This is a genomic window from Thalassomonas actiniarum, from assembly GCF_000948975.2.
GTDB classification, from domain to species: domain Bacteria; phylum Pseudomonadota; class Gammaproteobacteria; order Enterobacterales; family Alteromonadaceae; genus Thalassomonas; species Thalassomonas actiniarum.
This window is the reverse complement of record NZ_CP059735.1, coordinates 971351-986422: the sequence shown is the minus strand read 5'-3', so window position 1 is coordinate 986422 and position 15072 is coordinate 971351. Positions and strand designations below refer to the sequence as shown.

The window sequence follows — 15072 nt, the reverse complement described above, 5'->3', positions numbered from 1 at the left end:
GAGCATGAAAAAAATATCGCTCGCCCTGATGCTTTCCTGGTTGGTTCTTTTAACCGGTTGTAACGGCAGCTCAGGTGACAATGACGATAGCGGCAGTGGCACAAGCACCTCCGCCCCTTCCCTGAGCAGTGAGCTGTTATTAAACGGTATTGCCGTCAGCCAGTTTAAAGCCGATGAAATCGTGCAAGTCACAAGCGTGCTGCTTGACAGTGATAACCAGCCGCTGGTGCGAAAAATTATCAATTATAGCGCGGAAGTCGGTACCCTGGCGGCCGCTTCAGCGCTGACCGACGACAATGGTATTGCCACGGTGAGCTTAACAGGCAATGCCGTGCTCGGCGCCGGCGTGCTCACCGCCACTTACACCGACACCAGCACCGGCAGCCAAAACAACAGCCTCAACTATGAGATCATTGCCGCCGACAGCGTGATTTCCGACGGCGCCGTCCGCATCGGCTATTTCGATGACAGCAACACCTTTATTGAAGGTGAGATCAAATTAACCCTTACAGACAATACCGTCAGTGCCGGCGGTACCCTGGGGTTAACTGTCGACCTGGTCGATGAAAATGATGCTTTGATCGCTGAGCCAACGCCAGTGCTCTTCACCTCCAGCTGTGTGGAAAATGCCAAGGCAACCATAGAAAGCCAAGTCGTCAGCAGCAATGGCCGGGCCAATGCTACCTTCGAAGATGTCAGCTGCGCCGGGCTCACCGGTACAGACGATTTGCTTATAGCCTCTATTACCAGCAACGGCACCACCAATACCGCTTCCCAAAGCATACATATCAGCGGCGAACAGCTGGGTTCTATCGCCTTTATTTCTGCCGAGCCAGGCTCTATCGCCCTCAAGGGCTCCGGCGGGGTCGACAAGCAGGAGTTTTCCACCCTGACCTTCAGAGTCAACAGTGACCTGGGCAACCCCCTGGCACAGCAAGAAGTTAATTTTAGCCTCAATACCGATGTCGGTGACATCAGCTTAACCCCGACAAGCGGCTTTACCAACAGCCAGGGAGAGATCAGCACCCAGGTAAACGCCGGTACCGTGCCGACTTCGGTCAGGGTCACCGCCAAAGCCACCATGGACTTTGAGGGGCAAGCCACACCGGTACAAACCCAGTCTGACTTATTATCTATCGTTTCCGATCTGCCGGAGCAAAGCTCCTTTACCATAGCGGCCAGCGTACTTAACCCGGAGGCCGATACCACCAACGGCGTAACTTCAAACATTTCTGTCTGGCTGGCAGACAACTTCAACAACCCGGTGCCCGACGGCACCACAGTCACCTTTACCGCCGAGGGCGGCCATATCCCGGGCAGCTGCAACACCAGCAATGGCAGCTGTTTTGTTACCTGGGTCAGCGCCAATGACAGGGTGGACGATCACAGGGTCACCATTTTGGCCACCGCCCTGGGACATGAAACTTTTTATGAAACCAATGGCAACAATACCTTCGACGACAATGACGGCAGCGCCATCATAGATACCGGAGTCGATTCAGGTTTTGGCAGCCATGGCAGCGAAGCCCTAGGTTTTATCGATATGTCGGAAGCCTGGCGCGACGATAATGAAGACGGTGAATATAATGACGGGGAAATCTATTATGACGACGATAACAGTGACGCCTTCAGCGATGCCGACAGCCTGTATAACGGTCCCCGCTGCGAAGGCAGCTCTTGCTCTGAGCAAAGGTCAATCAGACTGAGAAAAGCGATGATCCTCATTATGTCGGGTTCAGATGCCGACTATGAACTCACCGACGGTGCTGGTACCTTATTCGCCGATCAATCTGGCAACGGTAACGGCCTGCCGGACATTAACGACGGCAGCAGCCAAAGTTTCCGCTTCAGCTTTACCGACTCTGCCGGACAGGCCATGCCGATGAACACTAGCGTTAGCGTCAGCAGCAGCGCCGGGGAAATAGAAGGCACCACCTCCCTGACCATGCCCAATACCACGCTCCCCCGCAGCCTGGATTTTGTCATTGTTAATGCCGCAGGCGGCAATGCGGAAACCGGGGTATTGACCATTACCGTAACCACGCCAAACAATCAAGTTACCAGCTTTGTGCAGTCATTTAATTTGCTGTAGTCGTCAAAAGTGTTAATAGGGGCCGCCTGATCAGCAGGCGGCTCAGGTTCTGTATCCCTCTCACTTACTGTTGCTGATGAACAGCATATACAAACTGTTCACAATTCCATCAAATTATGGCAACAATAAGCCGCCCGGGCGGCAACTCTTGCCGCCTCAGCCTTAGCTCGCTGATACTTCTTCTGAAAAACAGACACAGTAAAAAAAACAAGGGCATGTTAATCAGATAGTTACAACAAAAACCTATATCTTGATTACAGCTCGGTTACATTTGGCATCATATATGCCCTATCAAACAAGTGCGCAACAGGCAGGACTTACCCAAATCAACAGGATGACAAAGGTAAGCGACAAAATAATAACTCCACATAATTAGGTTGTACTTTTATGAAAAAAATCTCCCAACTTTTGTTAACCAGCTCTTTATTAGTTGCCAGTGCCGCCAGCCAGGCCAGCCTGATCACGTTTTATGCCCCCGGGGTCTACTCATCAGATACTTCCGCCATGGATGCTGCATTGGGGATCACAGGTTATGAAATAGAAAGCTTTGACGATACCCAGCTGATTGACGGCCTCAGCTACTCCTTTATCAATCCCGACACCGAGCAAAGCACCGAGCTGGTCAATACCTTGTCTTACCCCGGCTTTAGCTGGGACGACGGCTATGTATTGTCAAACGGCAACGGCGGTAATAACCGCTGGAGCAGCACTTGGGTGCAGGGCATTACCTTTTTCTTTGAAGACGGCATTACCGGTTTCGGTGCCGGCATGGCCAACGCGGAAACCAACTATGGCGGCCTGCACGCCCTGCGCATCAACGATCAGGACTACGGTTACCTTGAAGATCATGCGGGCTTTGCCAGCAGCTCCGGCCGCAACGGCTATTTAAAAATCAACGCCGAAGGCAATGAGCTTATCCATTCGGTCACCATTTTAAGCAGCAGGGCCAATGCCGACGGGATCGTCTTCGATCACCTGGCGATCAGCCGTGCAGCATCGGCAGCCGTACCTGAGCCCGCCAGTATTGCGTTATTGGCCTTAGGCTTGATTGGTGGTGGTTTTAGCCGTCGGTTAATGAAAAAATAACCCATACCCGGCCTGGTTGAGGTTAACGGCAGTCCTAACTGCTTGAGGTTAAACCCAACCCGGCCAAATAAATTCAACAAACATCAATTGGTTCACCGCTGACTTGTATGCTTACAAGTCAGCGGTGAATTCCCCTTTGTTAAATTCTCTTTTTCAGCCAATAAGCTGCAAGCGGCAAAATGTCACAACCGGCTTCAGCAAAGCTGTTTAAGCGTGATCAGAATTTCTCCCGGATTGATCACCACACTCACCTTTTGCCCGATAGGGAAACCGGCCTGACGGAGCCATTTTCCCCGCAGCACAATGCAAGGTTCAAGGTTTACCGGGACATAGTTAATGCCCAGGCCGCGGGTTTTCGCTGCCGACTCGCAGGTAGTTTCCAGTACGGTGAACTGGCGATAGCGGGGATATTTTACTTTTGCCGGGCAAAGCTCTGGCGTATGATGATATTCAGCCATGACGGACTCCTTTTAAGTTCGTTTTGGTTAGCTGTCTCCGGGTGTTTCTGGCACTCGGGGATAGCGACTGGTTTATCTGCTTGAGATCTTAGCTGGTAAGTGGCCTCCTCGGGTGTGGTGGGTTGTTGCGGGATCTTTAATTAATAGTACAAAACACAGCATAAATCCGGCGGGGTTGTCATTAAATATTTTGCGTGTTCTCAAGTACTGTATATAATGCTGTACACGAGATTCAACACCTTGAAAAGAATAGTAAAAAGGTACGGTTATAAACATAGAGTTATCCGGCATACAGCGGTAATGACACATGTGCACAACAGCACTTGCACCGACTCCTGCCCTGGCCCGCCTTTCTGACGGCTCACCGTGCCATGGGTATTGCATTTACATATGAGACAGAAAAAGCCCCGTTAAGAAACGAGGCTCTTACTTATATAAAATGTAGCGGTGTTCCATTCTCTTTTGAATTCGCGTTTTATGCTGTTTCTATTGCCCGGCGTCTCTTTCTGTTCTGATGAAAATCAACATCCCTGTCTATCCATGATATAGACAATATTTTGCAAATAAAAAAGCCCGATAGCATCACAAGGCTACCGGGCTTCGACAAAATGAAATTACAGCAAATTAGTTACACTGGCTAGGCGTAGAACTGTGATATAAATTCAATGTTTCTTTAAGGGTCGTTAACTGGTCACAATCGATATTGTCGTTGCCCTGCAAGTACAGCCAATGTAAGGAGGTTATCCCCATAAGCGGCGATAAATCACTGACATTATTATTTTCTAATTTTAGATTGTCCAAAGCAGGCAAACTTGATAATGGTGCTAAATCACTAATATTATTGTCATTCAGATATAAATACTGCAGCTCTAAAAATGAAGATAAAGCACTGATATTGCTAATATTATTGTTATCAAAAGAGATACTTGTCAGTTTCGATAAACCACTCAAGGCTGATATGTCACTGATACCATTACCATTTAATTGTAATTCCCGCAGTTCAGTCAAGGCCGATAAGGGTGATATATCGGCAGCAGCATTATTATTCAATCTTAAGCTATATAGGGAAGTTAATTCTTTCAAAGGCGACAGGTCGCTGACAGAATGGCTATCTAATCTTAAAGAAGTTAAATTGCTAAACTGCTCAATTCCGGCGAGGCTTTCAATATTGCCGCTATAACAATATAGATCATTCACATCGGCGATATCATAGGCTGAGCGGCTATAAATACAAGAGAGTAAATCAGCATCTTCAATCAAACTAATATCCACCGGCTGCTCCATACAATTGGAATAACGGGTAATATCAGTATCCACCAGGGTTTCTTCCAGCTGATCCAAATCAGTGCATAAAATCCGCGAATTATAATATAAATTTAATGTTTCCAAATTGGTTAAAGAAAACAATGCATCGACGTTTTCCAGGGCACTTACACTTCTAAGTGACAGTTCGGTTAACGAGGTTAACTCCTGCAAGGCACTGATATCGCTAAGATCGCTATTTGACTCTAACTGTAAACTGGTTAAAGTGCTGACATCGGACAATTCAGAAATTTCAGTCAGCTTATTAGAGGTTAAATTCAGGCTTTGCAACTGAGTTAACTTGCTAAAGTCAAACAAGGTTTCAAGCTGCGCATAAATTAGATCCAAGGTCTTCAGCGCCGTTAAGCCCGCCAGGACATCAATATTAGTATAAGTGTTGAAATTTGCAGTCAGCTCTTCCAGCTTCACTAAACCGGTCAAAGGTGTCAGGTCGAGCACGGTACTGTAATAGATATCACTGATATCCAGTACTGTTAATTCTGTCATACCTGCTAAAGGCGATAATCCAACGACAGCTGTTTTGGCAAGATTTAACTCGGTAAGGTTTACTAAGTCAGCTAAGGCGCTAACATCAGAAATACTTGAGTTATTGCTGATATCCAGAGTTTTCAAAGCAGTTAAGTCAGGTAAAAAACTCAACTCTTTAAGGTTAGCGTTACTGGCAAATAAGTGCTCCAGCTTATCTAAACCACTAATGCCTGTGTAATTAGTTATACTTCTGTTAGTAAGATTCAGCGTTGTCAATGACGTTAGCTTGTCTATGCCATCAAGATCAAAATTCAGAGAACCGTATTCTTTGCTGAGATCCAAAACCTGCAGGTTGACTAAATCAGTGATTGTCGAAGTCTCATAAACGCTCACGTCGCTAAGAGCTAAATCCTGCAAATTCACCAGAGAAGATAACGGCGAAAGATCGTTAACTCCGGTATCAGACAGGTCCAGACTTGTTAAATTTGTTAATAAACCTACCGCGGTTAAGTCACTGACATAATGATTCTCACTGATATCCAGCGACTCTAACGCCGTCAAACCGGACAAGAAACTTAATGAATTAAATCGGCTTCCCAAAGAGGCTAATTTAAGGCTTTTTAATTCGCTAAACAGGTCAATCGCTGAATAACTTGTGCCCAGGCTTACATAACTTAAATTTAAACGGGTCAATTGCGTTAATGCGGAAAGATTTTCTACATCTAAATTAAAATACCCACTGTAATTTTTATTCGCTTTTTCTAAATTAAGCTCTGTCAGGGCCGTTAACTTGTTTAAGGTTTCGGCGAAGCTGTTATCCCGAAAGTTGTTATAACTTAAGTCCAAGGAAGTCAGTGAAGTCAGGTTTTCAAGACTGCTGACATTCGCAATTTCGTTATTCGATAAATCCAGCGATTTAAGCTGAGTTAACGCAGCCAAAGCAGAAACATCCGTCAGTCCGGCATTGGTAATGGTTAACTGTTCAAGTTGAATAAAAGCACTTAATTCGGCAATAGAAGCCATGCTTACCTGATCACAGCTCAGACTTGTGATCCCAGCATCATTATTTGCATCTTGATTTAAACAGGCTAACAGGCCGCTATCGCTAATGGCCAAAGAGGCTAACGACTCATAGGCACTGATGGTGATATCAATACTTTCACTTTTACTCTGGTTGTCATTATCCGTAACTGTCAGGGTAAAAGTTAACACTTCATCGCTGGCCACATTAGGGGCGGTAAAGGAAAGCGTTGCGGAGTCGGCAACCAAGTCAGAGACTTGCGTGCCTGAAATCTGTTGCCATTGATAAGAAACAATAGAGCCGTCGCTGTCACTGGCACTGGCGGTATAACTATAACTGCCACGTTCAAGCACAGGCTCTGAGGTCATAGCAGAAATAACAGGGGCAATATAGGTTGGAGAATCGTTATCGGAGCTACTTCCGCCGCCACCGCCGCCACAGGCAAGCAACAGAAGTGATGTTGCACTAATCAAAGAATACTTAACAGTTGATTTAATTTTCACTTGCAAAAAGTCCTAAAAAAAAGGGAATAATATTCGCTCTCTTTACGGCACAGAAACCTTAATACAAAGCTTATCAGTGCATTAATAATCATACCGCGAGTTGATAATCGAGATGTGCCATTCCATTGCAAGTATCTGGAGATCCGTTAAAAAAACCCGCGGCCATGAAAGCTGGCTTTCAGTCACTTAGGGCTAATTATCAAACCATGTCGAGAGGGGGGAGGATTCTACTAAAATGGTTAAATATTCACAACCCATTTTGTAATAAATAAGTTAATAATGAACAAAAAGTGTTTAACGAGCACATTAAATATATTTATTTTAAGTTAACGGATTAAACTAAAAAAAGACCAATCACACCTCATTCCAAGAAGAGGTTTGATTGGTCGGTTTTTACATTCGTTAACCCTGATTAGAACCAGGTGTCTTTGATTTTACCGTAGTGGAAGTATCCCCACTGACCAACCCGGCGCAGCGGCGCAAAAGGAAATTTCGGCAAGGCTTTCTGATAAAGGGGTAAATCCGGCACCTGCTCGCCGGCAACTTTTTGCGCCAATCGTTTGCCCGCCTGGACAGTGAAAGACACCCCGCTGCCGCAATAACCCATGCTGTAGAAAACATCATTATTTTCACTTTGATAAATATGGGGCAAGTCATCGAGCGCCATACAAATCCAGCCGGACCAGGCATAGTCATATTTAATTTGTGCCAATGACGGGAAGCTGGTTTTTAACACTGCCAATAAACGGTTGGCATAATAGGGGTCTTCGGCGCCCTTGCCGGTGATAGCTCCACGGCCGCCAAATAAAATACGGTTATCCGGTAGTTTGCGATAGTAATATTTCAACGCCCGGGTATCCATCACTACATTGCTGGTGAGAAAATTACAGGCTTCAAGCTGAGCCGGTGTTAGCGGCTCGGTCACGATTATCTGGGAAAGTACCGGCAAGGTACGGTTTTTAACCAGGCCATGGAGGTTTTTCGGGGTGTAGCCGTTGGTGGCAATTACCACCTTTTTCGCGGTCACTATCCCCTGGGGCGTGATAAGTTGCTGGCGGTTATTACTCGTTTGCCAGTCGGTCACCGGAGAAGATGAATATATTTTTGCCCCGGCTTTACGTGCCAGCTTTTGGTATCCCCAGGCAAGTTTCAGCGGGTTTAAGCCAAAACCATCCTGATAGCGGATAGCACCGTAGGCATTGCGATCATCCATGTATTGGCTGCGCACTTCATCCTGAGACAAGATCTGGACATCATAACCAAACATTTTCTGTTGCAATTTCGCCAGTGAGATCAATTCATCAAGTTTGTTCGCCTTATGGGCAACCTTGATATAACCCGCATCTTGTTGGTCGCAATCTATGCCCTCGGCAATCAAACTGTTTACCGTATCAACCCCGGCACACATTTCCCCGTAGATACCGCGCATCACTTCTTCACCCCATTGCTTTTCCATGGTGGAGTAAGCCTTGCGTCCGGAAGATTTCAGGATAAACCCGGCATTACGACCACTGCAGCCCCAGGCGGTTTTGTTGGCTTCCAGCACGGTGGCTTTAATGCCGTGCTCGCGTGCCAGATGCAGCGCGCACGATAACCCGGTATAACCGGCGCCGATAATAGCCACATCGACATCCAGATCTTGTTTCAACATACCGTCATCTTCGGGGGCATCTTTGGACACATCAGCCCAGTAACTGTCGGGGTAATCTTCACCTATCCCCGGGGACAGATCATGCAAGGGGTCGTACATCATTCACTCCAAACTACGAACTAATTGGAAACATCAACATAAGCATATCGTTATAGATACTGCGGCAACAAGAGTTAACAATAACACCGATAACTTTCGCTTGTTTCACTATTTTTTTATCGCGCCAACTATGCCATTATTTGCCAATAGTTGCACTTATCAAACTCAAGTATTTACAGTTCACTTATATGACTAAGCAGTTCATTTATAAAAATTTAACCCCGGATGATTTTGACAACATCATCACCCTGGGTAACTTTGTCCACGGCGACGGCTACCTCAATAGCGAAAACATCAGAAGCTGGTATGAAAAAGGCGTAAAAAACGGCATCAACAGCGGTTATGTGGTTTACGATCAGGATAAACTGATCGGTTTTCGCATCACCTTTGCCGCCGGCCAGTGGCATGTCGATAAATGGTGCAGCCCCCAGCTATGGCAAGTGCCGGTGGATAAAAGCTGTTATTTTAAATGCAATACCGTCGATGAAAATTACCGCGGCCACGGCATCGGCGGCCAGCTGCTGAAACTTTCCATTGCCGCCGCCAAAGAGCAAGGCTCCCTGGCAGGAGTCAGCCATTTATGGAAGCAAAGCCCCGGCAACAGCGCGGTAAAATATTTTACCAAATGCGGCGGCCAGCTGGTAAAAACACACCCGAACAAATGGTATGAAGACAGTAAAAACGGCTACAACTGCATCTTGTGCGGTTATGACTGCCACTGCGAAGCCGCGGAAATGATCATCTACTTCGATTAACACCTGACCAAACCTGAGAAAGCCTTAATTAAAGATGAGTTAATCCAGACACCAGTTAATCGGTGTCTGGCCTTGTTGCTCCAGCCAGGTATTGGTTTTTGAGAAATGCCTGCAACCAAAAAAACCGCGATAAGCCGATAACGGCGACGGATGCGGCCCGGCTAAAACATGATGTTTGTCGCCGTCGATTTTTTTGCCTTTTTTCTGGGCATGACTGCCCCAAAGGATAAAGACACAACCGGGATTGTTTTGGTTTATCTGGTCAATAATCACATCGGTAAATTGCTCCCAGCCAAGTTTTGCATGGGAGTGGGCCTTGGCCTGCTGTACCGTAAGCACGGTATTAAGCAGCAATACCCCCTGCTTTGCCCAGGGGGTTAAATAACCATGCCCCGGCGTGGTAAAACCTGCAATATCAGTGGTCAGTTCTTTATAAATGTTCACCAGCGACGGCGGCACTTTCACCCCGGGTAATACCGAGAATGCCAGGCCATGTGCCTGCCCCGCACCATGATAGGGATCCTGGCCGAGGATCACCACTTTGACCTCAGTTAAATCGACATAATCAAAGGCGCTGAAGACATCACTTTCCTGCGGGTAAATGGCTTCGCCGGCTTGCCTTTGCCGATCGATTTCTTCAGCCAGTTTTTGGAAATACGGCTGCTGCTGTTGCTGCTTGATAATGTGCTGCCATACCGGCTGGCTGATGCTGTCAGATGTCTTCATGAAAAGATAAATAATAATGAATGAAATTAAAGCGGCTAGTTTACCCGCAACAGCCCAATCCCGCCAGCAGCCGATAAAAAATGCCCCTTGCTTTTCCAGAGAAAAACAAGGGGCGCTAGCAGATAAACACCTTAACGGAGAAAAGGATTAATTGCCCTTTAACAGGTACTCGCGCAACAAGGCAAAATCAGGCGTCATATCACTGGAAAGGATTTTCTCTCCGGCGCAATCCGCCAGTTCTTTCGGCAAGCCCAGCGGCTGACCTAAAATGCTTTCCACCACTTCTTTAAATTTCGCCGGGTGGGCGGTGCCTAAAAATACCCCGAACTCCTGCTCTGTCACCCCGTACTGCATCGCCTTATAAGCCACGGCTGCATGAGGCTCACAAATATAACCCAGCTTATTGAGCTGTAACATGGTCGATTGCGTCTGCTCTTCTCCCACGGAAACCGAGCTGACAGCAGCCTCTTCAATAATACCGGCTTTAAGCATATGCTCCACCCGCGGCCAGTTATTGGGGTTACTGACATCCATGGCATTGGACATAGTAGCGACCGTCTCATTCGGCGACCAGTCTCCGGTTTCCAGGTAGCGGGGCACGGTGTCATTTTCATTGGTGGCGGCGATAAAACGTTTGATCGGCAAACCAAGCGCCTTGGCAAATAACCCCGCGGTCAAGTTGCCGAAATTGCCGCTGGGAATAGAGAACACCACATCGCCAAGCTGGCTCTTACTTTTTTGACGTGACAGTTGGGCCACGGCTTCAAAGTAGTAGCAGATCTGCGCCAGCAAACGACTGATATTGATGGAGTTGGCCGAGTTAAGGCCTATTTCTGCCGCCAGCGCCTTATCGTCAAAGGCCTGTTTAACCAACGCCTGACAGTCATCGAAATCACCGTCTATCGCCAGGGTTTCAATATTGCCGCCCAGCGTGGTAAACATCTTTTCCTGCAGTAAGCTGATCTTGCCCTTAGGGTACATGATCACCACGCGGATATTATCCAGGCCGTGGAAGGCATGGGCAACGGCAGCGCCGGTATCGCCGGAAGTGGCGGTTAAAATAGTAATTTTCTTTTCTTTACTGAATTTTTGCAGGCACTGCGCCATAAAGCGGGCGCCGAAATCTTTAAAGGCCAATGTCGGCCCGTGGAAAAGTTCCAGGATCGCTCTGTCTTCAGTGATAGGTTGCAACAATGCCGGAAAATTAAAAGCGGCGGTGACAATCTCTTTTAATTCACTTTCACTCAAGTCGTCTTTGACAAAAGGATAAAGTACCTTGACGCTGCGCTCCACCAAAGGCAAAGCCAGCAGCTCCTGGATATTATCAAGGGCGGGAATTTCTTCGGGAAAAAACAGCCCCTGGTTTTTACCCAACCCCTGCCTGACCGCACCGGCAAAACTTACTTTTTCATCATTTTCTTTTAGGTTATAAAACTTCACTTGTTAATTCCTTAGTCTTTTAGCGTACGGGCACCAAGGTCATCAACCCGGCAAACATGAACAAAGCCCAACTCAGTTTGTAAATAATTATCTTGCAGCCATCTGGCCAGCTCCTGTGCCCGCTCCTCCTGGTCGCACACGCAAAACAGCGTTGGACCCGAGCCGGAAATACCCACCGCCAGGCTGCCCTGGGCCAGCAAATAATTACGCGCCTGCTCGTATCCCGGCAACAATGACTGACGGTAAGGCTCAGCTACGACATCCTGCAATACCGCAAAAGCCTGCGTTTTATCCTGACGATGGCAGGCATCGACGAAAGACGCCAGATTCTGGCCATAGCTCAGCAGGTCTTTGCGGCGGTAATTTTCCGGCAGCACTTCACGGGCCGCCTTGGTAGAAACTTCGATGCCGGGATAGGCCATCACGTAAAAACAGTCTTTAAAATCCGGCAAAGTGCGGCTGATGATGTGCTCATCCGCCACCATCAGCTGCAAACCGCCAAGGTAACAGGGGGCAACATTATCATAGTGCAAACTGCCGCTGATTTTCGCCTCCATCTGGCCCATCATTTTCAGCATGGTTTTTTCGTCAAAACAATCCCGGTAAAAGGCATTTAACCCCGCCAAAGCGGCCACCACAGAGCAGGCACTCGACCCCAGGCCGCTGCCGACCGGCATTTTTTTATCTAAGGTGATAGTAACTTTTTCTGTGGCCCGGCCCGCATCCGCCATCGCTTCGTTAAACAAATGCAGGCAAGACCAGACAATATTATCTTCCACTGCCAAAGGTAACTTGTCGGCAAACTGCCCCACTACCTTGAGATTATTTTCCCCCTCAGCCTGCTCTACCGTAACCAGGTCGCCAAGTAAGGTGCCGTCAACGGGTTTTACCGCCAAGCCCAGGGCATCAAAGCCGACACTGAAATTCGCCAGCGACGCCGGCGCAAATACTGATACAGCCATTAGTGCTCCTGCTCCCATGCCAGGGTTCTGAGTAAGTCACCGAAAACACCGGCGGCCGTCACCGCGGCGCCTGCGCCATAACCGCGCAAGACAAAAGGCAGCGGCTGGTAATAACGGCTGTGGATCGCCAGGGCATTTTCGCCGTCTTTGATGTTATATAAAGGATGCTTACTGTCGACCGCTTCTATGGTGACCTTACATTTTCCTTCATTGATATTGCCGATATACCTTAATACTTTACCTTCGTTTTTAGCGGCCTGTACTTTCAGGCTGAATTCATCATCGAGTTTTTCCAGGTTGGCCATAAAGCGGCTGACATCACCACCGGCGTCAAAGCTTTCCGGCAATACCGACTCAATTTCGATATCGGAAAGCTCGAGCTGCATCCCGGACTCTCGCGCCATGATCAACAGCTTGCGGGCAACATCCATACCGCTGAGATCGTCTCTGGGATCCGGTTCGGTAAAACCGTTTTCCTTGGCAATCGCCGTTGCCTGGGATAGCGGCATACCTTCTTCGAGTTTACCGAAGATATAAGATAAAGATCCCGAGAGCACACCTTCAAATTTCAGCAATTGGTCACCGGCCTTGATCAGGTTCTGCAAGGTATCAATCACAGGTAATCCGGCGCCGACCGTGGTTTCATAAAGAAAACGGCGGTTAGTTTTTTGCGCCGCTTCCCGAAGTTCCTGGTAATACTGCCAGGAGTCGGTATTGGACTTTTTATTCGGGGTCACCACGTGGAAACCTTCTTCAAGAAAACCGACATAACTCATGGCCAGTTCTTCATTAGAAGTAGAGTCCACCAGTACCGGGTTGATCAAATGGTTGTCACGGACAAACGCCTTGATGTTTTCCACCGTCACCGGCAACGCATCTTTACCCATGCCCTCTTGCCAGTTATCGAGATCAATACCGTTTTCATCAAACACCATGCCCTGGCTGTTGGCCAGGCCATAGACTTTTAAATCGATATTCTGCGCTTTAAGGCTTGGCTGCTGGCGGGCGATCTGGGCGATCAATTCGCTGCCGACCACACCGCAACCTATCATAAAGACATCTATGGTCGGTTTAAACGAGAAGAAATTCTGGTGGCTGACCTTTAAGGCATCGGTACATTTTCTTTGCTCGATCACCACGGAAATACTGCGCTCGGAAGAGTCCTGGGCAATCGCCACCACGTTAACCCTGGCTTGTGCCAGCGAGCTGAAAAACTTCGCCGCCACACCGCGCTGGTGATGCATGCCGTCGCCGACCAGGGAAACAATGGACAGGTCGCCGGTCAGTGAGATCGGCTCGAGCAAACCATTGAGTAATTCCAATTCAAATTCTTCCGCCAGGCTGTGCTTGGCACGCAGGGCATCGCTGGAATAAATACAGAAACTGATACAGTATTCACTGGATGACTGGCTGATCAGCACCAGAGAAATATTTTCCCTGCTCATGGTAGCAAAGACCCGGCTGGCCATGCCTACCATGCCTTTCATGCCCGGGCCGGAAACATTGACCATAGTCAGATCATTTAAGTTGGAGATTGCCTTGACCCGCTTTTGCTGGTCATTCTCATTGCCAATCAAGGTGCCCGGCGCCTGAGGGTTACCGGTATTCTTAATCAGGCAGGGGATGTGGTACTGGGCAATCGGACCTATGGTTTTCGGATGTAAGACACTGGCGCCGAAATAGGATAATTCCATCGCCTCCTGATAAGAGAGGTAATCAAGCAACTTGGCATCTTTAATCAAACGGGGGTCGGCATTAAAGACGCCGTCAACATCGGTCCAGATCTCGCAGCATTCTGCCTCGGCACATACCGCCAGTACCGCCGCCGAATAATCCGAGCCGTTGCGCCCTAAAGTCGTCACTTCTCCCTGACTGTTGACGCCGAAAAAGCCCGGCATAATAGCAATCTGTTTACGCTCGCTGTAACATTCGGCAAACTTTTCCTTGCTCAGCACCAGATCTGCCACGGCATTGAGGGATTCATCGCTGGTAAAGAGGAATTTTTCCGGCTCAAGAATGGAAACTTCGCTGCCGAGCGCGGCAAACGCCGACTCGAGTATGGCGACACTAAGCCTTTCACCCGTGCTGATAATACGTGCCCGGATATGTTCGGGGCAAAACGACAGCATGGTCGCCCCCTGCATATACCGGCTCAGCTGGTGCTCACAGTTTGCCAGCGCCTGCTCCGCATGCTGACGGTTAAAACCGTCCAGACTGGCGCTTAAATCATCGATAATGGTGTCTATTGCGGTTTTAAAAAGCTGTAAATCGGTACTGAGTTTGTTTTCATCGCTGATATTTTCCGCCATCGCCACCAAGTGGTTAGTCACTCCCTGCGGCGCCGAAACCACCACAGCCACCGATGATGACTGGCTTTTATCCTTGATGATTTGAGCCACTTGCTTAAATCGTTCAGCAGTGGCGAGCGACGAACCACCAAATTTGAGTACACGCATTTTTACATCCCCTTAAAAACAAAAAAGCCCGG

Annotated in this window: 11 protein-coding genes; 4 read left to right on the top strand and 7 right to left on the bottom strand. The window is 48.0% G+C overall.

Going from position 1 to position 15072, the window contains the following annotated elements; genetic code table 11:
- The first annotated feature begins 4 nt into the window (after nucleotides 1-4).
- Nucleotides 5-2092, top strand: a complete 2088-nt coding sequence (locus tag SG35_RS04305; RefSeq protein ID WP_053042901.1) for an Ig-like domain-containing protein — start codon at nucleotides 5-7, stop codon at nucleotides 2090-2092.
- A gap of 387 nt (nucleotides 2093-2479) precedes the next feature.
- Nucleotides 2480-3178, top strand: a complete 699-nt coding sequence (locus SG35_RS04300) for a PEP-CTERM sorting domain-containing protein (protein ID WP_044831872.1) — start codon at nucleotides 2480-2482, stop codon at nucleotides 3176-3178.
- 194 nt (nucleotides 3179-3372) lie between these two features.
- On the opposite strand, the gene SG35_RS04295 is transcribed toward SG35_RS04300, so the two are convergent.
- From SG35_RS04295 to SG35_RS04285, 3 genes are all read right to left on the bottom strand, one after another.
- Complete coding sequence (locus SG35_RS04295) at nucleotides 3373-3636, bottom strand: SymE family type I addiction module toxin (protein ID WP_044831873.1); 264 nt, start codon at nucleotides 3634-3636, stop codon at nucleotides 3373-3375.
- 624 nt (nucleotides 3637-4260) lie between these two features.
- Complete coding sequence (locus SG35_RS04290) at nucleotides 4261-6951, bottom strand: leucine-rich repeat domain-containing protein (protein WP_152646540.1); 2691 nt, start codon at nucleotides 6949-6951, stop codon at nucleotides 4261-4263.
- Nucleotides 6952-7363: 412 nt separating this feature from the next.
- Nucleotides 7364-8704, bottom strand: a complete 1341-nt coding sequence (locus SG35_RS04285) for an NAD(P)/FAD-dependent oxidoreductase (protein WP_236702544.1) — start codon at nucleotides 8702-8704, stop codon at nucleotides 7364-7366.
- A gap of 185 nt (nucleotides 8705-8889) precedes the next feature.
- Between SG35_RS04285 and SG35_RS04280 the strand changes: the two genes are divergently transcribed.
- Nucleotides 8890-9456, top strand: a complete 567-nt coding sequence (locus SG35_RS04280) for a GNAT family N-acetyltransferase (RefSeq protein WP_044831876.1) — start codon at nucleotides 8890-8892, stop codon at nucleotides 9454-9456.
- Between the two features lie 39 nt (nucleotides 9457-9495).
- Here SG35_RS04280 and ung read toward each other — a convergent pair whose 3' ends face one another.
- Nucleotides 9496-10182: a uracil-DNA glycosylase gene (ung, locus tag SG35_RS04275; protein ID WP_044831877.1), complete on the bottom strand. Its 687-nt coding sequence runs from the start codon at nucleotides 10180-10182 to the stop codon at nucleotides 9496-9498.
- 16 nt (nucleotides 10183-10198) lie between these two features.
- Here ung and SG35_RS04270 point away from each other — a divergent pair, with 16 nt between their 5' ends.
- A complete protein-coding gene (locus SG35_RS04270) occupies nucleotides 10199-10333 on the top strand; it encodes a hypothetical protein (RefSeq protein ID WP_269082166.1) in 135 nt (44 codons plus the stop codon).
- On the opposite strand, the gene thrC is transcribed toward SG35_RS04270, so the two are convergent.
- From thrC to thrA, 3 genes are read right to left on the bottom strand one after another with little or no spacing between them, the layout of a single operon-like run.
- The gene (gene thrC, locus SG35_RS04265; protein ID WP_044831878.1) at nucleotides 10330-11622 is read right to left on the bottom strand and encodes a threonine synthase; all 1293 of its coding nucleotides are present in this window, start codon (nucleotides 11620-11622) and stop codon (nucleotides 10330-10332) included. The two genes, SG35_RS04270 and thrC, sit on opposite strands and share 4 nt — an antisense overlap.
- Before the next feature lie 11 nt (nucleotides 11623-11633).
- Nucleotides 11634-12584 (bottom strand): homoserine kinase, encoded by a 951-nt coding sequence (thrB, locus tag SG35_RS04260; RefSeq protein ID WP_044831879.1) that lies wholly within the window; start codon nucleotides 12582-12584, stop codon nucleotides 11634-11636.
- Nucleotides 12584-15040, bottom strand: coding sequence for a bifunctional aspartate kinase/homoserine dehydrogenase I (gene thrA, locus SG35_RS04255; RefSeq protein ID WP_044831880.1), 2457 nt, complete (start codon nucleotides 15038-15040; stop codon nucleotides 12584-12586). The genes thrB and thrA overlap by 1 nt, the downstream gene beginning before the upstream one ends.
- Between the last annotated feature and the right edge of the window lie 32 nt (nucleotides 15041-15072).